This is a genomic window from Streptomyces sp. NPDC058240 (assembly GCF_042882135.1).
GTDB lineage: Bacteria > Actinomycetota > Actinomycetes > Streptomycetales > Streptomycetaceae > Streptomyces.
Map to the genome: position 1 here is coordinate 1 of NZ_JBHVWT010000065.1, position 24,558 is coordinate 24,558.

Sequence of the window (24,558 nt, forward strand, 5' to 3'; positions counted from 1 at the left end):
CACCGTCAGGTCATCGGCGAAATGCCGGTCACCAGTGGCGTCGGGCACGTACTTCACACAGACAACGATCCTCAAGCTCACGCCGGCTCTCCTACCTGGTGTGGTTCGTAGGGATGACGATATGGCACTCAGTACCCTCTGTAAAGGAACCTGGTGCCAGAAGGGGCTCTCCGGTGCTACGTTCCCGGCATGACTGACGCGCGCAGACCGGCGAAGAAGGCCCCGATGCGGGAGGTGCTCGCCGAGGCGGCCTTCCAGCTCTTCCTGGAGCGGGGCTTCGAACAGGCCACGGTGGACGACATCGTGGCGCGGGCCGGGGTCGGGCGCCGGTCGTTCTTCCGGTACTTCCCCTCCAAGGAGGACGCGGTCTTCCCGGATCATGAACGGTGCCTCGCCGACATGACCGCATTCCTGGCGGAGGCCGGCGACGCCGAGCCGGTGGACGCGGTGAGCGACGCGGCCCGGCTGGTGCTGCGCATGTACGCCGCCAATCCGGAGTTCTCCGTCCAGCGGTACCGGCTCACCCGGGAGGTACCCGGGCTGCGTACCTACGAACTGTCCGTGGTGCGGCGGTACGAGCAGACGCTGGCCGGCTATCTGCGCGGCAGGTACGGCGAATCGGACGACGGGGCGCTGCGCGCCGAGGTGATCGCCGCGTCCGTGGTCGCCGCGCACAACAACGGGCTGCGGACGTGGCTGCGTTCGGGCGGCGAGGGGGACGCGGAGGCCGCCGTCGATCACGCACTCGGGATGGTGCGTCGAGTGTGGGGGAGTGGGACGGCCGGGAGTGCGGCCGTGCCTCCGGCCGACGGCGACGTGGTGGTGATGGTTGCCGCGAAGGGAGCTCCGATGTGGCGCGTGGTGCAGCAGATCGAGTCGGCCATCGGGCAGGGCTGACCCTTCGGCCCGACTCGATCTGGCACTGAGTATCTTTACGTTTCGGCACTCAGTGCCCTATGGTGCGGACGCGCCGACGCGCAGCTGCGGCGCATCCGAGCCGAGCGCAGGGGGTCGAACGTGTCCCAGTCATCAAGTGGCACCGTGCAGACGGTGCATGAGGAAGCCGGCCTGAGCTACCACCGGTGCCGCTGGTGCGGCACGGCCTCCTTCCGGAGGCTGCTGTGCCCGGTGTGCGCGTCGAGCGATCTGAAGCCCGAACACAGCGACGGTCTGGGCGTCGTGGTGAGGTCCGGCGTCGTCCACCGCTACACGGAGGCCGCGCGCAACGAGTCCCTCGTCCGGCTCCCCGAAGGCTTCGTGTTTCGCTGCCGTGTCGTGGGCGCGGCCCCGCACCGGGTGTCGGTCGGCGCTCGGGTGCGCCCGGTCGCCGTGGACGGTCCGGACGCGGGTGAAGTGGTTTTCGAGCTCTGCGAACCGCCCGCGTGCGACGAGTGGTTCTGATCGTCCCCGCGGTTCCCTGCGCGTGCGGGCTCCTTCGTCCCGGCGGTCTTCGCCGGAGGCGGGCCCGGAGCGGCGCCGGGTGATCGATAGTCTGCCCGGTGGTCGGGGCGGCGGAGGAACGGTTCCGGACCGACGGGGTTCCCTCCGGGCCCGTCGGTGACGTCATCCGTGCTTCCGCATCCGTTCAAGTGACAAGGAAGCAGGGCATGTTCACCACTCGTCCCACTCTCCAGGGCACCTTCGGCATGGTCTCCTCCACCCACTGGCTCGCCTCGCAGTCCGCGATGGCCGTCCTGGAGGACGGCGGCAACGCCTACGACGCGGCCGTCGCCGCCGGATTCGTCCTGCAAGTCGTCGAACCGCACCTCAACGGCCCGGCCGGCGAGGTGCCGATGATCCTGGCGCCGAAGGACGGCGAGGTGCGGGTGCTGTGCGGCCAGGGCCCGGCCCCGGCCGGCGCGACCGTCGCCCACTACCGCTCCCTCGGCCTCGACCTGGTCCCCGGCACCGGACCGCTCGCCGCGGCCGTACCGGGCGCCTTCGACGCCTGGATGCTGCTGCTGCGCGACCACGGCACCAAGACCGTCGCCGAGGTGCTGCGGTACGCGATCGGCTACGCCGAGGACGGCCACGCACCCGTCGAGCGGGTCGGCCACACCGTGGAGACCGTCCGCGAACTCTTCGAGACCGAATGGCGGTCCTCCGCCGAGGTGTACCTGCCCGGCGGCACGTCGCCCCGGCCGGGCGAGCTGTTCCGCAACCCCGCGCTCGCTGCCACCTGGCGCCGGCTGATCGCCGAGGCCGAGGAGACCGGCGGCGCGGACCGGGCCGCCCAGATAGACGCCGCCCGCCGGATCTGGAGCGAGGGCTTCATCGCCGAGGCCCTGGTCCGCCAGGCCGCCCGCCCCACCATGGACACCAGCGGCACCCGCCACACCGGCACGCTCACCGCCGCCGACCTGGCCGGCTGGTCCGCGTCCTACGAGGCGCCCGCCACGTACGACTGGAACGGCTGGACGCTCGCCAAGGCGGCCGGCTGGAGCCAGGGCCCCGCCTTCCTCCAGCAGCTCGCCCTGCTCCCCGCCGAGCTGCCGCGGTACGGCAGCGCCGACTACGTCCACCTGCTCATCGAGGGCTGCAAGCTCGCCATGGCCGACCGGGAGGCCTGGTACGGCGACGCCGCCGACGTTCCGCTCGACACGCTGCTCTCCGAGCCGTACAACGCCGAGCGGCGCGCCCTCATCACCGCTGAGGCCTCGCGCGAGCTGCGCCCCGGCAGCCCGGACGGCCGCACCCCCGTGCTCAGCGGCCAGGCCCACGCGGTCGCCTCCGGCGGGACCGGTTTCGACGCCATGGGCATCCCGACGGCGGGCGTCGGCGAGCCGACCGTCGCCAAGGACGGCACGACCCGTGGTGACACCTGCCACGTCGATGTGGTCGACCGTTGGGGCAACATGGTCTCCGCCACCCCCAGCGGCGGCTGGCTCCAGTCCAACCCGGTCGTGCCGGAGCTCGGCTTCCCGCTCGGCACCCGGCTCCAGATGGCTTGGCTGGAGGAGGGCCTGCCGAACTCCCTGACCCCCGGCCGTCGCCCCCGCACCACCCTCACCCCGTCCCTGGCCCTGCGTGACGGGGTCCCCGTCATGGCGTTCGGCACGCCCGGCGGCGACCAGCAGGACCAGTGGCAGGTGCACTTCTTCCTGGCGGTGGCGCTGCGTGCCGAGGTCCGCGGCGGACTCGACCTCCAGGGCGCCATCGACGCCCCGAACTGGCACAACGACAGCTTCCCGGGCTCCTTCTACCCGCGCGGGATGCGTCCCGGCAGCGTCACCGTCGAGGCGGGCATGGACCCGGAGGTCGTCGAGGAACTGCGCCGCCGCGGCCATGACGTCACCGTCGGCGACCCGTGGTCCGAGGGCCGGTTGTGCGCCGTGGCCCGCGACCCGGAGACCGGAGTGCTGTCGGCGGCCGCCAACCCGCGGGGCATGCAGGGGTACGCCGTCGGACGCTGAGCGGCCACTTCCCCGACATGACCAGGTCGTCGGGGTCCCGGTGGGGCGTGATTGGCTGGAGCCATGATCGATGAATTCCTTACCGGGGACCTGACCGAGGTCGAGGCGGCGGTTCGCGCAGCGGCCGCCGCCGAGATCATGCCCCGCTTCCGGCAGCTCGCCGCGCACGAGATCGTCGAGAAGAGCGGCCCGCACGACCTCGTCACCACCGCCGACCGCCTCGCCGAGGAACACCTCACCGCGTCCCTGACCAGGCTCCTGCCCGGCTCCGTCGTCGTCGGCGAGGAGGCGGTCCACGCCGACCCGAAGGTGAACGACGCCCTGGGCGGCGAAGCACCGGTGTGGATCGTCGACCCGGTCGACGGCACCCGCCAGTTCGTCCGCGGCGAACCGGGCTTCTGCACCCTGGTCGCACTCGCCCACCGCGGTGAACTCCTGGCCTCATGGACGTACGCCGCGGCCCTGGACGAGATGGCGGTCGCGGTCCGAGGGCGCGGCGCCACCCTCGACGGCAAGCCGATACGCTCCGGCTCGCCCGCCCCCGGGGCCGTTCTGAGCGTGGCGATGTCGCACCCCGACTACACCACCGACGCCCAGAAGCGCGCCCTGCTCGGCCTGCGCACCGAGGGGATCGACGCCCGCCCCTGCGGTTCGGCGGGTCTCGAATACCTCGGCGTCGCCCGTGGTGACCAGGACGCGGTCGCCTTCAACTGGGAGTACGCCTGGGACCACGCGGCGGGTCTGCTGCTGGTCACCGAGGCGGGCGGCGCCCAGGCCACCCTCTCCGGCGAGCCGTTCCGCATCGCCGGGGGCAACACCCTGCCGTTCACGGCGGCCCGCGACGAGGCGACCGTCGAACGCGTCCTCGCGGCGCTGCGCGGCGAAGCCTGACCGGACGGGGGTCCGGTCAGGCGAGGAGCTCGCGGGTCAGCGCCCCGAGCCGGGCGCGGGCCTGCGGGTCGTACGCCTGCTCATGGGCGGCTGTGTCCGTGAAGCGGTCGAAGTATCTGCCGGTGACATCGGACAGGGCCGGATCGGTGATCAGCCGGACGGTGGGCCGCACGCCCTCCTCGACGGGCACGGCCGGCGTGAGCCCGTACTCCCGCACGCCGCGGGTGTCCATCAGATGCGCCGGGTGCAGTGCATTGACCGTGACCCCGCTGCCCGCGGTCCTGTCGGCCAGATCGAAGGTCGACATGATCAGCGCGAGCTTGCTGCGGCAGTACGCCTCCAGCCCTTCGTAGTCGCGCTCCATCATGACGTCGTCGAAATCGACGGGCGCCTGGCCGATCGAGGCCACGTTGACCACGCGTGCGGGCGCGGACGCGGTCAGCAGCGGCCACAGCTCACGGATCAGCAGACAGGGCGCCAGACAGTTGACCGCGAACCGGAGTTCATGGCCCTGGCGGCTCACCTCGCGCCGGAGCGGAGCGGCGCCGCCACCCACCACGGCATTGTTGACCAGGACGTCGAGCCGGGGCTCCCGCTCGCGGACCCGTGCGGCCATGGCCCGGACCTGATCCAGGTCGGCCAGGTCCGCGAGGCAGGTGCGCACGGCGGCCCCGGACCCGGCCGCGCGTACCTCGGCGGCGACTTCGTCCAGGCGTGCCCGGTCGCGGCCGTGCAGCAGCAGCGTCGCGCCCCGGCGGGCCAGATCGAGCGCGAGGTGGCGGCCCATTCCCTGGGTGGCACCGGTGACTAGAACGGTCTTGCCGAAGGCAGAATCCGGTTGGTTCTCCATTCGCTGAGTTATATCAAGACCTTGATTCGACATCCAGGCCTGATGGATGGCCGTGCCTGTACGCTCGCGTCATGGGAATGACCGCCGACGAACGTCTGGGCGCGGGCATCAAGCGCGCGGAGCAGGCCCTCATGGCGGCCAAGAGCGCCGCTCTGAAGGACACGGGGATCACCGTCGCCCAGTACGCGGCGCTGTTCGCCCTCGCCGACAACCCCGGCATCCCGGGTGCCGCGCTGGCGCGGACGTGCCTGGTCACGCCGCAGGCGATGGCGGCCGTGCTGAAACACCTCGAAGAGCGCGGCCTGGTCACCAGGTCGGCGCACCCATGGCATCAGAAGATGCTGGAGACCCGGCTCACCGAAGCGGGCCGCGAAACACTGAGGCTCGCCGACGAGCGGGCGGTACGGATCGAACGCCGGCTCGCCGACGAGTTCACCCCGGAGGAACGGGACGCCCTGCGAGATCTGCTCGCCCGCTGCGTCACGGCCATTCGGCGGGACTGAGCGGCGCCGAGGGCCCACCGCCGCTACGACCGGCCCACCTCAGCCGCCACAGGCCGACCGTACGTCCCTCACGATCTCCGCGGCCCGCTCCACCGCCGCCGCGTCCAGGCCCCGCAGCGCCTCGCCGATCCGTTCGGTGTAGTGCGCGGGGGTGTCCGGCAGGGCCGCTGCCGCAGCCGACGCGCCCTTCTCGTTCAGACACCAGGTGCGATGGTGGGCGTGCAGGGACTGGGCGAGGATGCCGAAAGCCCGTGACAGGCACAGGGAGACATGGAGCGTGTCACCGTTGGGAGCGGACTTGCGGGCGGCGGCCACCGAGAATTCCGCTTCCCACGCGGCTTCGACGAGCGCGGCGCGCAGCGGCTCCGGATAGTTCCGGGTCTCCTTCTGGAGCGCCGTCAATTCACCTTGCGGATCGGCGAGTACGCGCCCCAGCGCGACCTCGCCGGGGTACGCGGGGGACCAGAAACCGAGCGGATGGCCGGGCTGCACGCCCACTTCGAAGCGCCCTTCGCGGCAGTCCGCCCAGACCGTCTCCACCCGGTCCAGATCGCGCAGGATCCAGTCCACCGGGACGCCGTCCACCCGCAGCCACGCCCCGCCGTCGACCCACGGTCCCCACCCGCCGGGACCGGCGACCTCGGCGGGGGAACCCTGCACCTCGGACGCCAGCGCGGTCAGCGCGGCCACGTCGGGGGTGCCGCGGTAGTACACGCCCAGATCCCAGTCGGAGTCCGGACGGTGGGCGCCGCGGGCGCGGCTGCCGCCCAGTGCGACGGCCCGGATGCCGGGCAGGGCGGTGAGCCGGGACGCCATGCCGGCGATATGGGCGGGCACGGCGGCTTCGCGGGACGTCTTGGGCGCGGCCTGGGATTTCGGTGTATTCATCGCGCGGCGACCATACCCGCAACCGTGCTGTCGGCGCCTCGGAATATCCTGGGTGTCCTGGCCATCGGCTGACGAAGGAGTCCGAAGGTGCCGTCGATGCTCGATGCAGTCGTCGTGGGGGCGGGCCCCAACGGACTGACCGCCGCTGCCGAACTGGCCCGCCGCGGCTTCGCCGTGGAGGTCTTCGAAGCGGAGGAGACCGTCGGGGGCGGCGCCCGTACCGAGGAGCTCACCCTTCCCGGATTCCGGCACGACCCCTGTTCCGCCGTCCACCCACTGGGCATCGGCTCACCCGCGTTCAACGCGATGCCGCTCGCCCGGCACGGCCTGGAGTGGCTCCAGCCCGAGCTGGCGCTCGCCCACCCGTTCCCGGACGGCACGGCCGCCGTGCTCACCGGCTCGGTGGGGGAGAGCGCCATGTCGTTGGGGGCCCGGGACGCGGGGGCATACCGCAGGCTCGTCGCCCCCTACCTCGGCCACTGGGACACCCTCGCCCAGGACTTCCTGCGCACCCCGTGGGACGGGCTGCCCCGTGACCCCTACCGCTGGGTGCGCTTCGGTCTCGACGCGCTCCAGCCCGCGTCGCTGCTCTCCCGCCGCTTCGACGGTGCGAAGGCGCGCGGTCTCATCGCCGGGCTCGCCGCCCACGCCATCGCGCCCACCTGCGGTCCGGCGACCGGCGGGATCGCCCTGCTGTTCGCGCTGGCGGCCCACGAGAAGGGGTGGCCCGTGCCGCGCGGCGGATCGCAGGCCATCTCCGACGCCCTTGCCTCGTACGTACGCGAACAGGGCGGCACGATCCGTACCGGTACGGAGGTCAAGCGTCTGGACGAGCTGCCGCCCGCCCGCGCCTACGTCTTCGACACGTCGCCCACCGCCCTCGCCCGCATCGCCGGGCTGGGCCACGCCTACCGCGGCTACCGGTACGGCGCGTCCTGCTTCAAGATCGATTACGCCCTGTCGGGCCCCGTCCCCTGGACCGCGGAGGAGGCCCGTCGGGCCGGCACGGTCCACGTCGGCCCCACGGCCGGCGAGATCGACTCCGCGCTGAGGGCCGCGGTGACGGGCCGAGACCCGAGCGTGCCGTTCCTGATCACCGCACAGCCCAGCCTGGTCGATCCGTCCCGTGCGCCCGAGGGCCGTCACGTCTTCTGGGTGTACGGACACGTCCCGTCGGGCTGGGAGGGCGACGCCACCGACGTCATCGAACGGCAACTGGAGCGCTTCGCCCCCGGGTTCCGCGACCTGGTCCTCGCCCGTGCGGTGGCGGGACCGCCCGAGCTCGCGAGGCGCAATGCCAACTATGTCGGCGGCGACATCGCGTGCGGTGCGTTCTCCGGCCTGCAGACGGTGTTCCGGCCCAAGCTCGCACGCGTGCCGTACGCGACGGCGCACCCGGCGGTGTTCCTGTGCTCCGCGGCCACTCCGCCCGGCCCCGGGGTGCACGGCATGTCGGGCCACCACGCGGCGAAGGCGGTCTGGCGGCGCCTGCGGGCGGCCTGAGAGCCTGTCGGGTGACCTTCGATCGGAGAGCGGACGCGGCATGGTGCGTGCGATTCCAAGGCGCCGGGATGGCCTCGTAGCGGAGCTACTAGGGCCTGTCCGACCCTGATCCGCCGGACAGGCCTGGGCCATTTCGGCAACGCCGGAAGCGTGCGTGCCAGGGCGTGGCAGCCCGATCAGAGGTCACCCGACAGGCTCTGAGGGCTTCACAGGGCATGATGGCCGCCATGCGTACACCCGAGGGCGTCACCGTCACCCTGGTCCGCGGTGACATCACCCGGCAGTCCGTCGATGTCATCGTCAACGCGGCGAACTCCTCCCTGCTCGGCGGCGGCGGGGTCGACGGCGCGATCCACCGGCGCGGCGGTCCGGAAATCCTCGCCGCCTGCCGGAAGTTGCGCGCGTCGCAGTACGGAAAGGGCCTGCGCACCGGCCAGGCGGTCGCCACGACGGCCGGGGAACTCGACGCGCGATGGGTGGTCCACACCGTGGGGCCGGTCTGGAGCAGCTCCGAGGACCGCTCCGCCCTCCTGGCCTCGTGCTACCGCGAATCGCTGCGTACGGCCGTGGAGTTGGGGGCGCGTACCGTCGCCTTCCCGGCCATCTCGACCGGGATCTACGGCTGGCCCATGGACGACGGGGCGAGGATCGCCGTCCGCACGGTGGTGGAGGAGGTCGCGCCGCCCGTGGAGGAGGTGCGGTTCGTGCTGTTCGACGCGCATGCGTACGCGGAGTTCGAAGAGGTACTGGCGGCGCGGGGCTGATCCGCGGACGCCGCGTGTGCCCGACGGACGGGGAGGGGCCCGGCGAACGCACGCGGCGTGCGGGTGCTACCTGTGCGCGTAGGGCAGCAGGGCCATCTCCCGGGCGTTCCGGATGGCCCGCGCGAGCCGGCGCTGCTGCTGGGCGCCGACCCCGGTCACGCGGCGGCTGCGGATCTTGCCGCGGTCGGAGATGAACTTCCGCAGCAACTCGGTGTCCTTGTAGTCGATGCGGGTGATTCCGGCCGCGTCCAGGGGGTTGGGGCGGGGCTTCTGCGGACGGTGGGGATCGTCGCGTCGTGCCATGAGAATTCCTTGGGTTCAGGAGATCGGGTCGAGGAGCGGGTCGAAGGGGGCCGGGAGCTGTTTCCATGCCTCGGGGCCCGCGGCGTATTCGGTGTCGGTGAGCAGGCAGGATTCGAGGAGCCGGGCCAGCCCGTCCCGGTCGAGGCCGGGGGAGGTGAAGACGAGGTGCTGGCAGCGGTCGCCGTGCTCGGGGTGCCAGTCGAGGGCGGCCGCCGCCCTGCGGACGGGAGGCACCATGTCCCAGGCCGCGTCCGGCAGGGAGGCCAGCCACGGTCCCGCGCTCTCCACGCAGAGCGCACCACCGGCGGCGTCCCAAGCCAGCAGGGTGTCGGGGCGGTCGGCGAGCCAGAAGCGGCCACGGCTGCGTGCCGCCGCACAGCAGAGGTCCTCCAGCGCCCGGTGGAGACGCTCGGGGTGGAAGGGGCGGTGGCGATGCCAGACGAGTGTGGCGACCCCGGCCTCCTCCGCCTCCTGCGGCAGCAGCGCGCATGCGGGGTGCTGGGCGGCCGCCGCCGCTTCCACGTCGAAGCCGGCGAGGGCGAGCCGGCCCAGTTCGGGTGAACCGGCCGACACCTGACGGGCCGTCGGGTGCAGCTGTGCGAGCAGCGCGTGGTCCTCGTCGTCGGCCGTCTCGCTGTCGACGAGAGCGAGTACGGGCGCGTACTCCAGCTGTCGCGCCCAGGTGTCGCCGACGGTCCGCCGGTCCGTGGCGGCCGCCGCGAGACCCACCTCGGCCAGATCGTCGCCGTTCCCGAGGCAGGGCAGTACGAGAGCGGGGTCGACGGCAGTCATCACGTTGGTGAGTTCGAGGACTTCGCCGCCGTGCGCGGCGACGACCTCGGCCATCGCCCTGGGTTCCACGGAGTCCCACAGCTCGACGATCGCGAGCCGGGTCGGCCCGATGCCCGCCAGCCGTTCCAGCTCCGGGACCAGGTCCTCGCGCAACGCGCAGCAGGCGCAGTCGTTGACGAGCGGGGCCTCCCCGAGCGACAGATCGCCCGAGGCGTCCCGTACGAGGCGTCGCACGGTGCCCTCGGCGGCGGTGGCCAGATCGTGGTGGACCGCGATGCTGCCGGGGACGGTGCGCAGCAGCCGGTCCACCACCTCCTTGCGGGCGTCGGAGTGGAGCCCGCCGACGATCACGACGGGCAACCGGCCGCTGTCCCGCATCAGTTCGCCCCGCTTCGGCCGTAGCGGCGCTCGAACCGCTCGACGCGGCCCGTGGTGTCCAGAACACGGGCGGTGCCCGTGTAGAACGGATGGCTCGCGGAGGAGATCTCGACATCGACGACGGGGTACGTGTTCCCGTCCTCCCATTCGATCGTCTTCGCGGCGGTCGCGGTGGAGCGGGTGAGGAAGGCGGAGCCGGCGGCCTTGTCGCGGAAGACGACGGGGCCGTACGCGGGGTGGATTCCGGGCTTCATGAAGGTGTCCTTCCGATCGGGGGTCGGGGTCGGGGGGCTGGGTCAGCGCTCTTCGCGGAAATCGACGTGCTTGCGGGCGACCGGGTCGTACTTGCGCAGGACCATGCGCTCGGGGTCGCTCCGGCGGTTCTTGCGGGTGACGTAGGTGTAGCCGGTCCCGGCGGTGGAGCGGAGCTTGATGACCGGGCGTAGTTCGTTGCGGGGCATGCCACTATATGGCAATGATTTCCATTTCCAACAAATGGTTTCCCGTGGAAGGCAGGTAGCTCCATGTCCGCCCACTGCCAACTGACCGGCGCCCGGCCGGGCTTCGGCAAGAACATCTCCCACTCGCACCGGCGCACCTCGCGCCGCTTCGACCCCAACATCCAGCGCAAGAGGTACTGGCTGCCGAGTGAAGGCCGGTACGTCCGGCTGACGCTCGGCGCCAGGGCGATCAGGACCGTCGACAACATCGGGATCGAGGCGGCCGTCGCCCGTATCCGCGCCAGGGGAGTGAAGGTCTGATGGCCAAGAAGAGCAAGATCGCGCAGAACGAGAGGCGCAGGGCGACCGTCGAGCGGCACGCCGCCCGTCGGGCCGAGTTGAAGGAGGTCATCCGCCGGTCGTCCTCCACGGATGCCGAACGGCGGGCCGCCGCGGACGAGCTCCGGCGCCAGCCGCGCGACGCCAGTGCGACCCGGGTGCGCAACCGGGACAGTGTGGACGGGCGGCCCCGCGGCTACCTGCGGAAGTTCGGCCTCTCCCGCGTCCGCGCACGCGAGCAGGCCCATGCCGGATTCCTGCCGGGGGTCACCAAGTCCTCCTGGTGAAGGCCGGGTCGACGCCCGCCTCCGCCCGGCGGGCGACATGGCCGTGCGCCGGGGGCGGGTGGTGCCGCCACCGTGGCCACCGCCCGCCCCGGAGCGCTCCGGCCCGCGGTGCGGGTTCCGGCTCGATCCGGGGCATGGCCGAGCAGCGTGGTCCCGCCCGCGGCGAGGAGGCCGGACGGGGCCGCGCCGAAGGCCGAAGAAGTCCTGGCAGCTCAAGGTTGATGTCGGATTCTCGCCAGCCCCCGGGTGCCGGGTGACGGATCCTTGAGCCATGTACACCGACACCGAGCGCTGCGTACGGGCCGTCCAGTCCAAGGACGCCCGCTTCGACGGCTGGTTCTTCACGGCGGTCCTGACCACCCGGATCTACTGCCGCCCCAGCTGCCCGGTAGTGCCGCCCAAGGTCGTGAACATGACCTTCTACCCCAGCGCCGCGGCCTGTCAGCAGGCCGGATTCCGGGCCTGCAAACGGTGCAGGCCCGACACCAGCCCCGGCTCCCCGGAGTGGAACGCCCGAGCCGACTCCGTCGCCCGCGCGATGCGGCTCATCCAGGACGGTGTCGTCGACCGCGAGGGCGTCCCCGGACTCGCGGCCCGGCTCGGCTACTCCGCCCGGCAGATCGAGCGCCAGCTGCTCGCCGAGCTCGGCGCCGGCCCGCTCGCCCTGGCCCGCGCGCAGCGTGCCCAGACCGCGAGGCTGCTCATCGAGACGACCGGACTCCCCATGGCGGAAGTCGCGTTCGCCGCCGGGTTCTCCTCGGTCCGTACGTTCAACGACACCGTCCGCGAGGTCTTCGCGCTCGCCCCGGGCGAGCTGCGCAGCCGCGCCGCCCGGTCCGCGAAACCGCCGGCCACTCCGGGAGTGATAGCGCTGCGGCTGCCGTACCGTGCCCCGCTCAACCCCAGCAACCTCTTCGGCCACCTCGCCGCGACCGCCGTCCCCGGCGTCGAGGAGTGGCGAGACGGCGCCTACCGTCGCACGCTCACCCTGCGGTACGGACACGGCATCGTCGCTCTCGCCCCGCGCCCCGACCACATCGCCTGCCGCCTCTCCCTCACCGATCCACGCGATCTCACCCTCGCGATCAGCCGCTGCCGCTGGCTGCTCGACCTGGACGCCGACCCGGTGGCCGTAGACGAACAACTGTCCGCCGATCCGCTCCTCGCCCCCCTGGTGCGCAAGGCGCCGGGCCGACGCGTCCCGCGCACCGTCGACGGCGCGGAGTTCGCCGTACGGGCGGTGCTCGGCCAGCAGGTCTCGACTGCCGCCGCCCGTACCCACGCGGCCCGTCTGGTCACCGCGCACGGCGTGCCCGTCGACGATCCGGAGGGCGGCCTCAGCCACCTCTTCCCGGACCCCGAGGCGCTCGCCGGACTCGACCCCGAACAGCTCGCCCTGCCACGCAGCCGCCGCACCACCCTCACCACCCTCGTCGGCGCGCTCGCCGACGGATCGCTGCGGCTCGGCACCGACACCGACTGGGAGCGGGCACGGGCCGAACTGACCGCCCTTCCCGGCTTCGGCCCCTGGACCGTCGAGGTGATCGCGATGCGGGCGCTCGGCGACCCGGACGCCTTCCTTCCCACCGACCTAGGCATCCGGCGCGCGGCCGAGGAGCTCGGCCTCCCCTCGACACCCGCGGCGCTCACCGCCCGCGCGGCCGCCTGGCGCCCCTGGCGGGCCTACGCGGTCCAGTACCTGTGGACCGTGCACGACCACCCCATCAACCACCTGCCCAGCTGAGGAATCCGGGAAGTCCAGCCATGACAACGACGCATCCGCGTACGGCGACCAGGCAGCACACGGTCGTCGACAGCCCGTACGGTCCGCTCACCCTCGTCGCCACCGACGGGGTCCTCGCGGGCCTCTACATGACCGGCCAGCGGCACCGCCCGCCGGAGGAGACCTTCGGCGAACCCGACCCCCGGCCCTTCGCGGAGGCCGCCCGCCAGCTCGACGCCTACTTCGCCGGGGAACTGCGCACCTTCGATCTGCCGCTGCGCCTGGACGGCACCCCGTTCCAGCGCAGCGTCTGGGCGCAGCTCCAGCTGATTCCGTACGGCGAGACCCGCTCGTACGGCGAACTGGCCGAGAACCTCGGTAAACCGGGCGCCTCACGTGCCGTGGGACTCGCCAACGGCAAGAATCCGGTGGGCATCATCGTCCCCTGCCACCGTGTCATCGGCGCCTCGGGCAGCCTCACCGGCTACGGCGGCGGACTCGACCGCAAGCAGCGGCTGCTGGCTTTCGAGAACGGTACGGCCGACGACACCCCGGCGCTCTTCTGACGACACCCCGGCGCACTTCCGACGCCGCCCGTGGACGCGAGAACGGGCCCGGACATCCAGGTCCGGGCCCGTTCTCGCGTCGGGAAGTGTCGTACGGGCGCGCCGTCAGCCGGTGAAGATCTCCACCAGGGTCCAGATCGCCAGCCCCAGCATGCAGAGCCCGCCGATCCGCTGGACCGTCTTCAGCGGCACGCGCTTCGCGATGAAACGCCCGGCGAGCAGTGCCAGCGCCGAGACGGACATCAGAGCGGCCGCGGACCCGATCGCCGTGGACCAAGTGCCGTTGCTCGCGGCCAGATTGGCCGTGGTGATCTGGGTGAGGTCGCCCCACTCGCTGATGAAGACGGCCATGAACGCGGTCGAGTAGACCGGCCAGAAACCGGTCACCGTCTTCGTGCCGCCGTCCTCGTCCTCGTCGCCGCCGCCGGCGCGCAGCAGCATGAAGGCCCCGAACGCGAAGAGGGAGGCCGAGACGAGCTTGACGATCCAGTCGGGCAGCAGCCCGATCAGGCTGCCGGCCCCCACCGCGATGGCGACGTGCACGATGAACGCGGACGATGTGCCGAACCAGACGTACAGCGGTCGCATGCGGGTGCCCATGGCGAGCGACGCGAACATCGTCTTGTCGGGGAGTTCCGCGAGGAAGATCAGCCCGAAGGCGGTGAGAATCGCCAGGGGGTCGAGGTGCATTCCGGGTGGCTTTCTGTAGGAGCCGGGCCCCGGGCCTTCGCGAAGTGCCACGGGGGCTTCCGGAGGACCACTCGGCCCGGCATGACGTCAGCGCCCACGGGGTGCGGGCGTGTCATACCTGACCGAAGGTCTCGCCCGCCCGCGGTGATCCACGAGCCCGGCCACCGGGAACCCGGGGGCTCCAGTGTGTCGACGACCGGTTTGCGGGGCTACTCCCCTTCGCAGCCACCAACTGTACCCCACCCGCTCACGGGGGCGAGCAGATGTTCGACCCGGTGGCGGGGATGGGTACAGTCCCATGGTGATCATCCGAGCCTGCACCGGAAGCGTCCCCGCATGAGCCGCCGCACCCGAAGGGCGGTCCCCGCCCAGGGCGCGCCCCGGCCCACCGTCAGTGTCTGCCGCGGGTGCTGCTGCGGGACGCCCAAGGTCCCGGACGTGGACCACGCCGGCCAGCTCGCCGAGCTGCGGTGCTCGCTCGGCGAGGTGGCCACGGTCCGCGCCGTGGAGTGCCTGGACGCCTGCGAACAGGCCAATGTCGTCGTCGTGCAGCCGTCGGCCGAGGGCCGTCGCGCCGGCGGCCGCCCGGTCTGGCTCGGGCTGGTCAACGACCCGGACGCCGTGACGGACATCGTCGCCTGGGTCGAGGCGGGCGGTCCGGGGCTGGTGGACCCGCCGGAGATCCTCGACCTGTACACGTTCCGCGCCTCGCGCCGCATACAGCAGGAACTCGACCACTAGGGTCTTTCGTTTGGATCAGGCCGGATCACGGCCGGGCCGCTACCGCGCCTCGGGCTTCACCATCAGGAAGAAGGCCTGCGGGGTCTTCTCCCACTGGTCCGCCTCGCGGACCAGCCGGGCCTGCACGCGGAACCCGGCCTTCACGAGCATGTCGGCCACCGCGTCGGGCACGAACCGGTAGACGTCGAGCTTCACCGCATGACCGTACGCCTGCTCCAGGCGGACGCACTCGTCGCCGACCTTGAAAGCCATGAGCAGATGGCCGCCCGGCGCCAGGACGCGATGGAACTCGGCGAAGAATACGGGCAGTTGCTCCGGCGGGGTGTGGACCAGGGAGTACCAGACGAGCGCGCCGGCCAGGCTGCCGTCCGCCAGGTCCAGGGCGGTCATCGACCCCTCGGCGAAGTCGAGGCCCGGGTACGTCTCGCGGGCCACCGCGATCATGCCCGGCGAGAGGTCGATGCCGAAGGCGGTCAGCCCGAGGTCGCGCAGAATCGCCGTCACCCGACCGGGACCGCAGCCCAGATCGCCCACCCGCCCGCCGCCGCCCGTCGTCACGAGATGCGCGAAGGCGGTCAGCATGGCGTTGTCGTACGGCTTGTCCGCCATCTCGTCGGCCAGCAGCACGGCGTAGTCGGCGGCGACGGTGTCGTACGAGGCGCGCGTGGTGTCGAGGGGTGAAGGTTCTGTCATGCGGGGGACCGTACAGCTGCCCGCCGACACTTCCCGGCCGGGTCGGCGCACACGCGGCAGGGCCGAGCGCCTTTCGGCCGCACCGGCCACTCAGCCCCCGGTGGCCGTACCGGAACCGTCGACCGGCCCCGTGCCGTCGGCCAGCCGCTTCAGCAGTGCGGGCAGTGCCGTGCCGATGGGCTCGCGGATGGTGGCCTCGGCCAGTTCGTCGTACGGCGTCGGTTCCGCGTTCACCACGATGAGCCGTGCCCCGTTGTCCACCGCGATCCCGGCCAGCGAGGCGGCGGGCTGCACCTGCAGCGTCGTACCGACCGCGATGAACACCTCACAGGCCTTCGCGATCGACACCGCCTCGCCCAGCACCACCGGATCGAGCCGCTCACCGAACATGACCGTGGCCGATTTCAGGATGCCGCCGCAGACCGTGCACGACGGGTCGGCCTCTCCCGCCTCCACCCGGGCCAGCGCCTCGGCCATCGGGGAGCGGGCGTGACAGCGGGTGCAGACCACCTCACGCGCGGTCCCGTGCAGTTCCAGGACCTTGCGCGCGGGGACCCCGGCGAGCTGATGCAGACCGTCGACGTTCTGCGTGATCACCCGCACCGGGGCGCCGGACCGCTCCAGCTCCGCCACCGCGCGGTGGGCCGCGTTGGGCTCCGCGGCCCAGGTCGCACTGGTGCGACGCATCTGCCAGGAGCGGCGACGGATCTCCGGATCGGCCATGTAGAAGTCGTACGTGACGAGCTTCTCGGCCCCCGGATCCTTGCGCCAGAGCCCGTTGGGCCCGCGGTAGTCGGGGATGCCGGAGTCCGTGGAGATGCCGGCGCCGCTGAGGATCGCGACGAGAGTCATGCCGCGAGCGTACGCAGCGCCGGACACTCCGGGCGAGGCCATTTCGACCTCAGGAAGCCGTCGGACCCGTGGTGCGCGAGGTGCGTGTGGTGGACGTGGTGGACGCGGTGGACGTCAAGCCGCAGGGCCGGCCGGGGTGAACGGCGACGGGGTCAGACCCGTCCAGGTGTTCAGCACGGCACTCGCGGTCTGCTTGGTGACGCCGCCGTCCTGGACGGTGCCGCTCCTCGCGACGTAGAACCGCCCGTCGTCGAGCGAGACCAGCCCGTACTGCCCGTACTGTCCCGGCGCCGGCCACCCGTACGTGCCGGTCGTGGTGTCGTGCGCGCCCTCGCGCAGCAGCGGGAGCAGCAGCCCGCGCTCCGGGCGCTGCTGTCCGCGCACCAGGCCGCGCACCGGCTTGCGCGCACCGTCCAGCGCGAAGACCGAGTAGTTGGGGAAGCCGGGCTTGGCGCCCTTGTAGACGGCCATCAGCCAGTTGCCGCTGTGCCCGTCGTACTCCAGGTTCTGCACGCCGTAATTGGTGTTCCCGGTGTACGCGAAGAACTTGCCGTCGACATGGGCGGGGCCGCTGGTGTGCGGGGCCGACTCGGTCAGCGGGCGCTCGTACCTCTTCCAGCGGGTCACGTCGTACTGGAGCAGCACCTGGTGGTCGTTGTCCGCGCGGCCGGTGTTGGTGTACACGCCGTACGCGACCGTCAGCTTCCTCCCGGCGCGCTTGCCGCGGCGGTCGCCGAACGCCGGACCGAACGCGACACCGTCGATGCCGCTGCAGCCGTAGCGGTGGTCGGGCGTGTTGCCCGTGTCGCCGTCGAAGACGCCGTCGCCGTTCATGTCGGCGGTGAAGTCCTTCACGACCTCCTTGAGGTAGACGGTCGAGACGACACCCGTGGACTGGGCGTCCATGTCCATCCGGGTGATGCGGTCGACGTCGAGGATCGCGATGTAGAAGGACTTCGCCTCCTTGTACTCCAGCGAGCCGTAGACCCGGCCGTCCTTCTCGTTGAAGTCCAGATCGCCGAGGTGGCCGGTGAATCCGGTGACCGAGCCGACCGGGTTGCCCTTGAGGTCGGTCTTGACCAGCAGGTTGGTCATCGAGAAGTACATGAAGCCCTTGCGGCGGTCGATGGCCATGCCCTGGACGTGGCCGGACTGCCAGGCGCCGCCGTCGACCGACAGCGGCAGCTTGCCGTGTGCGGCCGGGGCCGCGGCCGATGTCGGTTCCGCGAGCGCCGTCGACGCCGTGGCGACAACTGCCGTACAGGCGAACGCTGCGACGATCGTGGCCAGCAGCCCGCTGAGGTGTCCCGTGTGCGTACGCATGATCCCTCCGCTGTCGTGGAGTCCGGATGATGCCGGTCGGGCGTGCACTGCGGACCAATGGCACATGAACTCGCGAGTCCGGCAGCCGTCGACCGGACTACCAGTTGACGACCGGTCAGCACAACGGGACACAACGGGAATACGGGCTGTTTGCGGCGATGGGAGGGCGTGGGCACCGGCCCCGCGTGTCAGTCGCCCACCGGGCGGCCGTCCTCCAGCTCCACCGCGCCACCACCGGATTCGAGCACGTCCAGCGCCGCCTTCACGCGCAGCGCGAGAGCTCCGAGCAGATAGCGGTCGATCTCCTCGCGCTCGACCAGTTTCCAGGACAGGAGCTCCTCCTCCTGGAGCCGGATGGCCTTCAACCGGGCCTCGTCCAGCACTCCGCCGTCGTACAGATAGGCGGCGATCGGCGGCCGCTGCGGGCCGCGTGCCCAGTCGATGGCGAGCAGCCGTCCCGGTTGAAGATCGAGACCGATCTCCTCGGCCGTCTCGCGCCGCGCGGCCTGCCGCGGACTCTCGCCGTCGTCGGACTCGATCGTTCCGCCGGGCAGGGCCCAGCCGTCCCGGTAGTTCGGCTCGACGATCAGTACCCGCCCCCGGTCGTCCCGGAACACGGTGGCCGCGGCGGCCAGCACCCGGGGAAGCCCCGCGATGTAGGAGGTGTAGTCAGTGGTGGTCACGCGGGCAGCGTAGTAGCAGGGGCACAAGCGGAGCGACGACGGCTCTGGGCAGCGGGTATTCGCTGCGGATAGGGTCGGGGGCGGCGCGACTGCCTGTTCGAAAGCAAGGGATGCAAGGTGGCGGACGGAGCAGTGATGGAGACCGCACGCGTGCTCGTCGCGGCGGACAAGTTCAAGGGCTCGCTCACGGCCGTACAGGTCGCGGAGCGGGTGACGGCCGGGCTGCGGCGGGTCGTTCCCGAGGTGCGGGTCGAGACCCTGCCCGTGGCGGACGGCGGCGACGGCACGGTGGTGGCGGCGGTGGCCGCGGGATTCGAGCGCCGCGAGGCGCGGGTGACCGGGCCGCTCGGGGATCCGGTGACCGCGGCGTACGCGCTGCGCGGCACCACGGCGGTGGTGGAGATGGCCGAGGCCTCGGGCCTCCAGCACCTGCCCGCAGGGGTGTTCGCCCCGCTCACGGCCACGACGTACGGCTCCGGCGAGCTGCTCGCCGCCGCGCTCGACGCGGGTGCCCGGACGATCGTGTTCGGCGTCGGCGGCAGCGCGACCACGGACGGCGGCGCGGGCATGCTGGCCGCGCTAGGCGCCCGCTTCCTGGACGCGGACGGCAAGCCCGTCGGCCCCGGTGGCGGCGGCCTCGCCGAGCTGGCGGAGGCGGACCTGTCCGGACTCGATCCGCGACTGGCCGAGGTGGACCTGATCCTCGCCAGCGACGTGGACAACCCGCTGACCGGCCCGAAGGGTGCCCCCGAGGTCTACGGCAGGCAGAAGGGCGCGACCGAGCAGGACATCGCGACCCTCGACGCGGCGCTTACCCACTACGCGTCCCTGCTCGGCCCGGACCACGCAGCGTTGCCCGGAGCGGGCGCGGCGGGCGGCATCGGCTACGGGGCGCTGGTCGCCCTCGGCGCCCGGTTCCGCCCCGGCATCGAGATCATGCTCGATGTCCTCGGCTTCGCCCCGGCGCTGGCGCGCGCCACCCTGGTGATCACCGGGGAGGGTTCGCTCGACGAGCAGACCCTGCACGGCAAGGCCCCGGCCGGAGTGGCGGCGGCAGCCCGCGCCGCGGGGATCGAGGTTGTGGCGGTCTGCGGCCGGCTGGCCCTGTCGCCGGAGGCCCTGACCGCGGCGGGCATCAGCCGCGCGTACGCCCTCGCGGACCTGGAACCGGACCCCGCGGTCTCCATGGCCCAGGCGGGACCGCTGCTGGAACGGGCATCCGAGGCGCTCGCGCGCGACTTCCTGCTGTAGCCCGCCGTGCCGGGCTCATGGCGATCAAGCCCGTCCGGCGATTGAGGACACAACGAGGGACCGGGGGTCTGCCCCCGGTTTCGGGAAGGGGTGGGCAGGGGACAGCTCCGCGCAGCGGAACCCACCCCTGCCCACCCCCCCCGGGTCACTCCGGTCATCCCATCCCCCCGGTCACTCCGGTCACTCCGGTCATCCCGGCCACCCCACGGAGGGCGCCGCGTCCTGACCGTCCCCCGCGTCCCGGCCGTCCGCCGCGGCACCCGGGTCGCCCGCACCCGACTCCGCGGTGGCCCCGTCGCCCAGCAGATCGGCCAGGCACCGGAGTTCGGAAGGCAGGTCCCGGCGCCAGGCCATCGTCACGAACGGCGCGAGAATGATCATGCCGCCGTCCAGATGGGGCTTGACCGAAACGGTGACGGTCGTGCCCTGTCGGCTCGGACTCAGCCGGAACTCCAGTTCCGGCGAGTGGCGGCCCAGTGGCGTCCACATGCCCGCACCGCGGAAGGCCAGGTACTCGACGGGTGTGCTCGCGGTGCACCGGAGGCGGTGCGCCCGTCGCCTGCCCGGAAACTTGCAGGTGTACTCGTCACCCAGCTCGGTGGCGATCGGGCCCTCGATCACCCGGTCTATGCTCGAGGACCACTCGGCCAGGTTCCGCGGATCCCGGAGGAACGAGAAGATCTCGTCGGCGGGGCGGGACACATGGACATTCGCAGACACATGGGGCATGGCTCCACCTCTTACGGCGCCCGTCCGCCCGAGTTTCGGCGTCCGGTTGCCCTCGTCGCGGTGCCGTCGACCATTAGCCTGCTTCGGATGGCAGGTTCTCGCACCCGTCGCAGGACCGTTGGAGTGACTTATGGGTCCTGTCTGGTCACCTTCTCGGAGAGTTGCACACAGAGCCGCTTGATTTCGCGGTATGTGCTGTTCCGCTCGGTGACGACCGCGGCCAGCAGCAGGGCGGTGAGGGCGGTGGAGCCGTTGAAGGCCTGGAGAGTGATCATGTTGGTGAGCAGGCCGTGGTGGGCGAAGGGGCCGGTCATCCGTCCGGCGGCGAGGATCGCGAGTGTGGACACCGCCAGTGCGCAGCATGCGGCGCCGGCGCGCTCGAAGCGGAAGGCGGCCCAGATCAGGAACGGCGACACGAGGAAGAGCAGCGAAGCAGCGGCGTCGGTCGCCAGTTGGGTGACGGCCAGGGTGCACACTGCCAGCGCGGCGGCCTCCGCCCACCTGGCCGGGCCGATGCCGGACGGCCGGTGGGCCCGGCGGACGACGAGCAGGAACGGCGTCACGACCATGACGCCCATGGCGTCGCCCGTCCACCAGACCGACCAGGTCGGCCAGAAGTCGGAGGCCCGGATCGCGCCCGAGAGGGCCAGGATGCCGGTGCCCACGGTCGCGCTGATCAGCATGCCTGCCAGCGCACCCAGGAAGACCAGCGCCAGCGCGTCCCGCAGCCGGTCGAGTTCGTTGTGGAATTCCGCACGCCGCAACAGCAGATAGGAACAGATCGGGGCGACCGTGTTCCCGGCGGCGATGACCAGCACGGGCAGAATGGAAGGCCCGATGGTGATGTTGGCCGCGAGGGCGCCGAGAGCGATTCCGGGCCAGATGCGCACGCCGAACACGAGCAGTGCCGCGACCGCGATCCCGGTCGGCGGCCACAGCGGGGTGACCTGACCGCGTACCAGTTGCTGGAGCAGACCCAGGCGGGCCGTCGCGTAGTAACAGACGGCCACCGCGAGGACCGTCAGGAGCTTGGCCGTCTGCTGCCGGAGCCGTGCGCTGTCCACCACAGCAGCATCAGACACCAGGTCACTGCGTGCCGCCGGGGCGGGCGCGCCGACATCGCGCCGATGAAGGCGGCGAACGGGGTACGTTCCGGCCCCCGCGCCGATGGTGCCCGCACCCGCGTCACCGGTACCCGCACCCGCTTCACCGGCACCCGCGCTGCCCGCCACACCGCGCGGACCGCGTCACGCCCCGTCCCCTCAGGTCGCTCCCGGCACACCGTCGAAGCGGACGACGAGGACGGCGGCGTCGTCCTCGTGGCCGGTCAGGTCCGCCACCTCGATGACCCGCGCGGCCAGTTCGCCGGGATCGGCTCCGTGCGCCGCGCCGACCAGCTCCGACACCGCGGCGAGCCCCTCGTCGATCGGGTACGACGGCCCTTCCACGACCCCGTCGGTCAGCAGGACCAGGTATCCGGGCTGCTCCAGCCGACGACGGGTCACGGGGTACCGCTGGTCGCGCAGTATGCCCAGGGGCACCCCGCCGGCGTCGAGGGAGATGCCGGAGCCGCCGTCATCGGTGCCCCAGACGATCGGTACGTGTCCGGCCCGTGCCACGGACAGCTCGCCGCTCTCCGGTGCGACGCTCAGCAGGCAGCAGGTCGTGAACAGGTCGCCGCCCAGCGAGATCAGCAGATCGTTGGCACAGGCCAGCACTTTGCCGGGGTCGACCGTGATGCTGGCGAGCGCCCTGAGGCTGGCGCGGGCCTCACCCATGAAGGCGGCGGCCTCCACCCCGTGCCCCTGCACATCGCCGATGGCGATCCCCGCCGTCCCGTCCCGCATCGTGAACGCGTCGTAGAAGTCGCCGCCGACGGCCAGGCCATCCTGCGAGGGTGCGTACCGGGCCCCGAACCGGAGGCCCGGGAAGTCGGGCAGCCCGGTGGGGAGCATGTGCCGCTGCAGGGCCAGACCGAGCTCGGCTCGGGCACGCTGGAGCCTGATGTTCTCCAGGGTCTGATCGACAAGGCGCCCGAGGGTGAGGAGAAGCTCCTGGGCGTTGTCCGGTTCCCTGCGGTGTCGGTGCATGGCGTCCCTGGGCGGTCCGATGCGCCCCTTCTGAAACCTTAGCCTCCCGCCGCCGTCCGCAGGAGGGGCCGAGGCAGGAGCACGGAGGGCCGTGGCAGGCGGTCGGCTGCCGAGGCCCGGCATCCCGTCACGCCAGAGCATCCTTTGACATACCTATGACTGCATATCTATTGTCATCAGCATGCCCGCTTCCCGCGCGTCCGCCCAGGATCTCGACCGCGTGGCCTCCGCGCTCGCGGAGTGCCTGCCCGCGCTGAACCGGGCCCTCGACCGCCGGATCGTCCAGGACTTCGGGCGCCCCAAGCCGCCCGAGGGGCAGCTCGCACTGCTGCGCTTCGTCTCGCAGCAGGAGGGTGTCACCGTCCGCGAGGCCGCCGGTGCCCTGCTGATGCGGCCGAACAACGTCAGCGCCCTGGTCTCCCAGCTCACTGAGCAGGGACTGCTGGAGCGTCGTCAGGACACCGGCGACAAGCGGATCGCCCACCTGCACCTGACCTCCAGGGCGGGCAGCGAGCTGGCCGAGGTCCAGCGCCTGGAGTGCGCACACATCGCCCAGGCCCTCCAGTCCCTCACCGAGGGAGAGCTGGGCGCGCTCGGTTCGGCCGTCGGCGCGCTGACGTCGCTCACGCGCCACCTGCGCCCCTCGCCCGCCGCCGAGTAGACCCCCGCGCCCCCCATCGAGGGGACGGGACCGACCGTGCGCACGGCCACCCCGTGTCCATGCCCGTGTGCGTATCCGCGCCCGTGGAGTCCTCCCGCGCCTGTGGAGCCGGTCCCCATTTCCGCCGTCGTTTCCCAGCACTCCCGACAGACAAGGCACCTCCATGCCGTCCACCACCGTGGATCACTCCTCCCTGCCCGCAGCCTCCCCGCCGCGCAGGTTCGGCATGGCCGTGGGGATCTGGGCGATGGTCTCGGCCGTCTCCACGGCTCTCGGCCCCATCGTCGGCGGACTACTGGTCGAGCACGTCAACTGGGAGTCGGTCTACTACATCAACGCCCCGATCGGAGTGATCGCGCTCCTGGTCAGTGCGGCGGTCCTGCCGCAGAGCAGGAACTCGACCGGCCACCACCGCTTCGACGTGCCCGGCGTCGCACTGCTCGCACTCGGTCTGCTGTGCGTGGTCTTCGGCGTCGTCAAGGGCGAGACCCGGGGCTGGGCCTCGGCCGGCACCCTGGGCGCCGTCGCCGCCGGTGTGCTCGTCCTGGTGGGCTTCGGCCGGTACGAGAACCGGATCGAGCACCCCCTCCTGCCGATGCGGCTGTTCCGTATCCGGGCGCTGACCGTCGGCACCGTCATCACCGCACTCAACTTCTTCGTGATGCTCGGCGTGATCTTCTTCGTGATGCTCTACCTCCAGAACGTACGGGGCTTCTCGCCCGTGGAGGCCGGTGTGCGCACCCTGCCGCTCAGCCTCGCCTCGCTGGTGGCGTCCCCGCTCGGAGCGGCGCTGACCGGCCGCTTCGGGCCCCGGCTCACGATGCCGCTGGGCATGCTGCTCCAGGCCGCCGCGACTTTCGTCATGCTCGGCTGGGACACCGGTTCGTCCTACGCCACGATGTGGCCGCCGTTCATCGCGCTCGGCCTGGGCGTCGGCATGGTGCTCGCGGCCTCCTCCGACGCCATCGTCGGTCAGGCCCCCGTCCAGGACGGCGGCGTGGCGGGCGGCCTCCAGGCCACCGCCCTCCAGATCGGCGGCGCGCTCGGCACCTCGGTGCTGGTCGTCCTCTGCCTGCTGGCAGCCGTCCTCGCGGCGGCCGGACTCCGGGGCACCCCCGTTATGTTTTTCGCGGTCCTGCAAGAGGGCCGCTGGCCTCCGGGCCCGGCATGACTGTGTCCCCCTGTCGAACGGATGACCTGGGGGG

28 protein-coding genes and 2 pseudogenes are annotated in these 24,558 nt (G+C 71.9%); 15 read left to right on the plus strand and 15 right to left on the minus strand.

Going from position 1 to position 24,558, the window contains the following annotated elements; all coding sequences use genetic code 11:
* Nucleotides 1–81, minus strand: a pseudogene (locus ACFVX4_RS38225) (electron transfer flavoprotein subunit beta); the annotation flags it as partial.
* 144 nt (nt 82–225) lie between these two features.
* Between ACFVX4_RS38225 and ACFVX4_RS38230 the strand changes: the two are divergent.
* The 4 genes from ACFVX4_RS38230 (at nt 226) to ACFVX4_RS38245 (ending at nt 4,304) form a co-directional block, all read left to right on the plus strand.
* Complete coding sequence (locus tag ACFVX4_RS38230) at nt 226–897, plus strand: TetR family transcriptional regulator (protein ID WP_389986990.1); 672 nt, start codon at nt 226–228, stop codon at nt 895–897.
* 153 nt (nt 898–1,050) lie between these two features.
* Nucleotides 1,051–1,401 (plus strand): Zn-ribbon domain-containing OB-fold protein, encoded by a 351-nt coding sequence (locus ACFVX4_RS38235; RefSeq protein ID WP_389986993.1) that lies wholly within the window; start codon nt 1,051–1,053, stop codon nt 1,399–1,401.
* A gap of 206 nt (nt 1,402–1,607) precedes the next feature.
* Nucleotides 1,608–3,413, plus strand: coding sequence for a gamma-glutamyltransferase family protein (locus ACFVX4_RS38240; protein ID WP_389986996.1), 1,806 nt, complete (start codon nt 1,608–1,610; stop codon nt 3,411–3,413).
* A gap of 63 nt (nt 3,414–3,476) precedes the next feature.
* The gene (locus ACFVX4_RS38245) at nt 3,477–4,304 is read left to right on the plus strand and encodes an inositol monophosphatase family protein (RefSeq protein ID WP_389986999.1); all 828 of its coding nucleotides are present in this window, start codon (nt 3,477–3,479) and stop codon (nt 4,302–4,304) included.
* Between the two features lie 16 nt (nt 4,305–4,320).
* Here ACFVX4_RS38245 and ACFVX4_RS38250 read toward each other — a convergent pair whose 3' ends face one another.
* Nucleotides 4,321–5,154 (minus strand): SDR family NAD(P)-dependent oxidoreductase, encoded by an 834-nt coding sequence (locus ACFVX4_RS38250; protein WP_389987002.1) that lies wholly within the window; start codon nt 5,152–5,154, stop codon nt 4,321–4,323.
* A gap of 71 nt (nt 5,155–5,225) precedes the next feature.
* Here ACFVX4_RS38250 and ACFVX4_RS38255 point away from each other — a divergent pair, with 71 nt between their 5' ends.
* Entirely contained in the window at nt 5,226–5,657 is a 432-nt protein-coding gene (locus tag ACFVX4_RS38255) for a MarR family winged helix-turn-helix transcriptional regulator (protein WP_389987004.1), read from the plus strand.
* Between the two features lie 39 nt (nt 5,658–5,696).
* Here ACFVX4_RS38255 and ACFVX4_RS38260 read toward each other — a convergent pair whose 3' ends face one another.
* Nucleotides 5,697–6,473, minus strand: coding sequence for a nucleotidyltransferase domain-containing protein (locus ACFVX4_RS38260; protein ID WP_389987060.1), 777 nt, complete (start codon nt 6,471–6,473; stop codon nt 5,697–5,699).
* A 159-nt stretch (nt 6,474–6,632) separates the two neighbouring features.
* Here ACFVX4_RS38260 and ACFVX4_RS38265 point away from each other — a divergent pair, with 159 nt between their 5' ends.
* Complete coding sequence (locus ACFVX4_RS38265) at nt 6,633–8,048, plus strand: phytoene desaturase family protein (RefSeq protein WP_389987007.1); 1,416 nt, start codon at nt 6,633–6,635, stop codon at nt 8,046–8,048.
* Nucleotides 8,049–8,275: 227 nt separating this feature from the next.
* Nucleotides 8,276–8,812, plus strand: a complete 537-nt coding sequence (locus ACFVX4_RS38270) for an O-acetyl-ADP-ribose deacetylase (protein ID WP_266429113.1) — start codon at nt 8,276–8,278, stop codon at nt 8,810–8,812.
* 66 nt (nt 8,813–8,878) lie between these two features.
* Here the strand turns inward: ACFVX4_RS38270 and rpsR are convergent, their stop codons facing one another.
* Genes rpsR through rpmG form a run of 4 tightly spaced genes read right to left on the minus strand, consistent with a single transcriptional unit; the run spans nt 8,879 to nt 10,746 of the window.
* A complete protein-coding gene (gene rpsR / locus ACFVX4_RS38275; RefSeq protein ID WP_389987012.1) occupies nt 8,879–9,115 on the minus strand; it encodes a 30S ribosomal protein S18 in 237 nt (78 codons plus the stop codon).
* Nucleotides 9,116–9,130: 15 nt separating this feature from the next.
* Complete coding sequence (locus tag ACFVX4_RS38280; RefSeq protein ID WP_389987015.1) at nt 9,131–10,285, minus strand: CobW family GTP-binding protein; 1,155 nt, start codon at nt 10,283–10,285, stop codon at nt 9,131–9,133.
* A complete protein-coding gene (locus ACFVX4_RS38285) occupies nt 10,285–10,539 on the minus strand; it encodes a type B 50S ribosomal protein L31 (protein ID WP_389987018.1) in 255 nt (84 codons plus the stop codon). Before ACFVX4_RS38285 ends, ACFVX4_RS38280 begins: the two co-directional genes overlap by 1 nt.
* A 42-nt stretch (nt 10,540–10,581) precedes the next feature.
* Nucleotides 10,582–10,746 (minus strand): 50S ribosomal protein L33, encoded by a 165-nt coding sequence (gene rpmG, locus ACFVX4_RS38290; RefSeq protein WP_389987021.1) that lies wholly within the window; start codon nt 10,744–10,746, stop codon nt 10,582–10,584.
* Nucleotides 10,747–10,809: 63 nt separating this feature from the next.
* Between rpmG and rpmB the strand changes: the two genes are divergently transcribed.
* From rpmB to ACFVX4_RS38310, 4 genes are all read left to right on the plus strand, one after another.
* Complete coding sequence (rpmB, locus tag ACFVX4_RS38295; RefSeq protein ID WP_266429123.1) at nt 10,810–11,046, plus strand: 50S ribosomal protein L28; 237 nt, start codon at nt 10,810–10,812, stop codon at nt 11,044–11,046.
* Nucleotides 11,046–11,351, plus strand: coding sequence for a 30S ribosomal protein S14 (rpsN, locus tag ACFVX4_RS38300; RefSeq protein ID WP_389987024.1), 306 nt, complete (start codon nt 11,046–11,048; stop codon nt 11,349–11,351). The genes rpmB and rpsN overlap by 1 nt, the downstream gene beginning before the upstream one ends.
* Nucleotides 11,352–11,622: 271 nt before the next feature.
* On the plus strand, nt 11,623–13,095 hold the full coding sequence (locus ACFVX4_RS38305; protein WP_389987027.1) for an AlkA N-terminal domain-containing protein: 1,473 nt from the start codon (nt 11,623–11,625) through the stop codon (nt 13,093–13,095).
* A 20-nt stretch (nt 13,096–13,115) separates the two neighbouring features.
* Complete coding sequence (locus tag ACFVX4_RS38310; protein ID WP_389987029.1) at nt 13,116–13,640, plus strand: methylated-DNA--[protein]-cysteine S-methyltransferase; 525 nt, start codon at nt 13,116–13,118, stop codon at nt 13,638–13,640.
* 105 nt (nt 13,641–13,745) lie between these two features.
* On the opposite strand, the gene ACFVX4_RS38315 is transcribed toward ACFVX4_RS38310, so the two are convergent.
* A complete protein-coding gene (locus tag ACFVX4_RS38315) occupies nt 13,746–14,330 on the minus strand; it encodes a TMEM165/GDT1 family protein (protein WP_266429130.1) in 585 nt (194 codons plus the stop codon).
* Nucleotides 14,331–14,666: 336 nt separating this feature from the next.
* Here ACFVX4_RS38315 and ACFVX4_RS38320 point away from each other — a divergent pair, with 336 nt between their 5' ends.
* Complete coding sequence (locus ACFVX4_RS38320; protein WP_389987032.1) at nt 14,667–15,071, plus strand: (2Fe-2S) ferredoxin domain-containing protein; 405 nt, start codon at nt 14,667–14,669, stop codon at nt 15,069–15,071.
* Between the two features lie 39 nt (nt 15,072–15,110).
* On the opposite strand, the gene ACFVX4_RS38325 is transcribed toward ACFVX4_RS38320, so the two are convergent.
* The 4 genes from ACFVX4_RS38325 to ACFVX4_RS38340 all read right to left on the minus strand — a co-directional run bounded on the left by ACFVX4_RS38325 (nt 15,111) and on the right by ACFVX4_RS38340 (nt 18,622).
* Nucleotides 15,111–15,764: a class I SAM-dependent methyltransferase gene (locus tag ACFVX4_RS38325; RefSeq protein WP_389987035.1), complete on the minus strand. Its 654-nt coding sequence runs from the start codon at nt 15,762–15,764 to the stop codon at nt 15,111–15,113.
* Nucleotides 15,765–15,854: 90 nt separating this feature from the next.
* Complete coding sequence (locus ACFVX4_RS38330; RefSeq protein WP_389987038.1) at nt 15,855–16,616, minus strand: NAD-dependent deacetylase; 762 nt, start codon at nt 16,614–16,616, stop codon at nt 15,855–15,857.
* A gap of 114 nt (nt 16,617–16,730) precedes the next feature.
* Nucleotides 16,731–17,939 (minus strand): hypothetical protein, encoded by a 1,209-nt coding sequence (locus ACFVX4_RS38335; RefSeq protein ID WP_389987040.1) that lies wholly within the window; start codon nt 17,937–17,939, stop codon nt 16,731–16,733.
* A 188-nt stretch (nt 17,940–18,127) separates the two neighbouring features.
* On the minus strand, nt 18,128–18,622 hold the full coding sequence (locus ACFVX4_RS38340) for an NUDIX domain-containing protein (protein WP_389987043.1): 495 nt from the start codon (nt 18,620–18,622) through the stop codon (nt 18,128–18,130).
* A 135-nt stretch (nt 18,623–18,757) separates the two neighbouring features.
* Here ACFVX4_RS38340 and ACFVX4_RS38345 point away from each other — a divergent pair, with 135 nt between their 5' ends.
* Nucleotides 18,758–19,873 carry a glycerate kinase gene (locus tag ACFVX4_RS38345; RefSeq protein WP_389987046.1) on the plus strand — a complete coding sequence of 372 codons (1,116 nt, stop codon included), beginning with the start codon at nt 18,758–18,760 and terminating at the stop codon, nt 19,871–19,873.
* Nucleotides 19,874–20,062: 189 nt separating this feature from the next.
* Here ACFVX4_RS38345 and ACFVX4_RS38350 read toward each other — a convergent pair whose 3' ends face one another.
* The 3 genes from ACFVX4_RS38350 to ACFVX4_RS38360 all read right to left on the minus strand — a co-directional run bounded on the left by ACFVX4_RS38350 (nt 20,063) and on the right by ACFVX4_RS38360 (nt 22,692).
* Nucleotides 20,063–20,602 (minus strand): SRPBCC family protein, encoded by a 540-nt coding sequence (locus tag ACFVX4_RS38350; RefSeq protein ID WP_389987049.1) that lies wholly within the window; start codon nt 20,600–20,602, stop codon nt 20,063–20,065.
* A 128-nt stretch (nt 20,603–20,730) separates the two neighbouring features.
* A complete protein-coding gene (locus ACFVX4_RS38355; protein ID WP_389987052.1) occupies nt 20,731–21,684 on the minus strand; it encodes an MASE1 domain-containing protein in 954 nt (317 codons plus the stop codon).
* 180 nt (nt 21,685–21,864) lie between these two features.
* Entirely contained in the window at nt 21,865–22,692 is an 828-nt protein-coding gene (locus ACFVX4_RS38360) for a PP2C family protein-serine/threonine phosphatase (RefSeq protein WP_389987055.1), read from the minus strand.
* 181 nt (nt 22,693–22,873) lie between these two features.
* Here ACFVX4_RS38360 and ACFVX4_RS38365 point away from each other — a divergent pair, with 181 nt between their 5' ends.
* Together ACFVX4_RS38365 and ACFVX4_RS38370 are read left to right on the plus strand one after the other, a co-directional pair.
* Complete coding sequence (locus tag ACFVX4_RS38365) at nt 22,874–23,353, plus strand: MarR family winged helix-turn-helix transcriptional regulator (protein ID WP_389987057.1); 480 nt, start codon at nt 22,874–22,876, stop codon at nt 23,351–23,353.
* 154 nt (nt 23,354–23,507) lie between these two features.
* Nucleotides 23,508–24,422: pseudogene (locus tag ACFVX4_RS38370) on the plus strand (MFS transporter); the annotation flags it as partial.
* Between the last annotated feature and the right edge of the window lie 136 nt (nt 24,423–24,558).

Coding starts and splice junctions, on each gene's coding strand:
- ACFVX4_RS38230 (WP_389986990.1), top strand. CDS start 226: ATGCGGGAGGTGCTCGCCGAGGCGGCCTTCCAGCTCTTCCTGGAGCGG.
- ACFVX4_RS38240 (WP_389986996.1), top strand. CDS start 1,608: ATGTTCACCACTCGTCCCACTCTCCAGGGCACCTTCGGCATGGTCTCC.
- ACFVX4_RS38245 (WP_389986999.1), top strand. CDS start 3,477: ATGATCGATGAATTCCTTACCGGGGACCTGACCGAGGTCGAGGCGGCG.
- ACFVX4_RS38250 (WP_389987002.1), bottom strand. CDS start 5,154: ATGGAGAACCAACCGGATTCTGCCTTCGGCAAGACCGTTCTAGTCACC.
- ACFVX4_RS38255 (WP_389987004.1), top strand. CDS start 5,226: ATGGGAATGACCGCCGACGAACGTCTGGGCGCGGGCATCAAGCGCGCG.
- ACFVX4_RS38260 (WP_389987060.1), bottom strand. CDS start 6,473: ATGGCGTCCCGGCTCACCGCCCTGCCCGGCATCCGGGCCGTCGCACTG.
- ACFVX4_RS38270 (WP_266429113.1), top strand. CDS start 8,276: ATGCGTACACCCGAGGGCGTCACCGTCACCCTGGTCCGCGGTGACATC.
- rpsR (WP_389987012.1), bottom strand. CDS start 9,115: ATGGCACGACGCGACGATCCCCACCGTCCGCAGAAGCCCCGCCCCAAC.
- ACFVX4_RS38280 (WP_389987015.1), bottom strand. CDS start 10,285: ATGCGGGACAGCGGCCGGTTGCCCGTCGTGATCGTCGGCGGGCTCCAC.
- ACFVX4_RS38285 (WP_389987018.1), bottom strand. CDS start 10,539: ATGAAGCCCGGAATCCACCCCGCGTACGGCCCCGTCGTCTTCCGCGAC.
- rpmG (WP_389987021.1), bottom strand. CDS start 10,746: ATGCCCCGCAACGAACTACGCCCGGTCATCAAGCTCCGCTCCACCGCC.
- rpmB (WP_266429123.1), top strand. CDS start 10,810: ATGTCCGCCCACTGCCAACTGACCGGCGCCCGGCCGGGCTTCGGCAAG.
- rpsN (WP_389987024.1), top strand. CDS start 11,046: ATGGCCAAGAAGAGCAAGATCGCGCAGAACGAGAGGCGCAGGGCGACC.
- ACFVX4_RS38305 (WP_389987027.1), top strand. CDS start 11,623: ATGTACACCGACACCGAGCGCTGCGTACGGGCCGTCCAGTCCAAGGAC.
- ACFVX4_RS38310 (WP_389987029.1), top strand. CDS start 13,116: ATGACAACGACGCATCCGCGTACGGCGACCAGGCAGCACACGGTCGTC.
- ACFVX4_RS38315 (WP_266429130.1), bottom strand. CDS start 14,330: ATGCACCTCGACCCCCTGGCGATTCTCACCGCCTTCGGGCTGATCTTC.
- ACFVX4_RS38320 (WP_389987032.1), top strand. CDS start 14,667: ATGAGCCGCCGCACCCGAAGGGCGGTCCCCGCCCAGGGCGCGCCCCGG.
- ACFVX4_RS38325 (WP_389987035.1), bottom strand. CDS start 15,764: ATGACAGAACCTTCACCCCTCGACACCACGCGCGCCTCGTACGACACC.
- ACFVX4_RS38330 (WP_389987038.1), bottom strand. CDS start 16,616: ATGACTCTCGTCGCGATCCTCAGCGGCGCCGGCATCTCCACGGACTCC.
- ACFVX4_RS38335 (WP_389987040.1), bottom strand. CDS start 17,939: ATGCGTACGCACACGGGACACCTCAGCGGGCTGCTGGCCACGATCGTC.
- ACFVX4_RS38345 (WP_389987046.1), top strand. CDS start 18,758: ATGGAGACCGCACGCGTGCTCGTCGCGGCGGACAAGTTCAAGGGCTCG.
- ACFVX4_RS38350 (WP_389987049.1), bottom strand. CDS start 20,602: ATGCCCCATGTGTCTGCGAATGTCCATGTGTCCCGCCCCGCCGACGAG.
- ACFVX4_RS38360 (WP_389987055.1), bottom strand. CDS start 22,692: ATGCACCGACACCGCAGGGAACCGGACAACGCCCAGGAGCTTCTCCTC.
- ACFVX4_RS38365 (WP_389987057.1), top strand. CDS start 22,874: ATGCCCGCTTCCCGCGCGTCCGCCCAGGATCTCGACCGCGTGGCCTCC.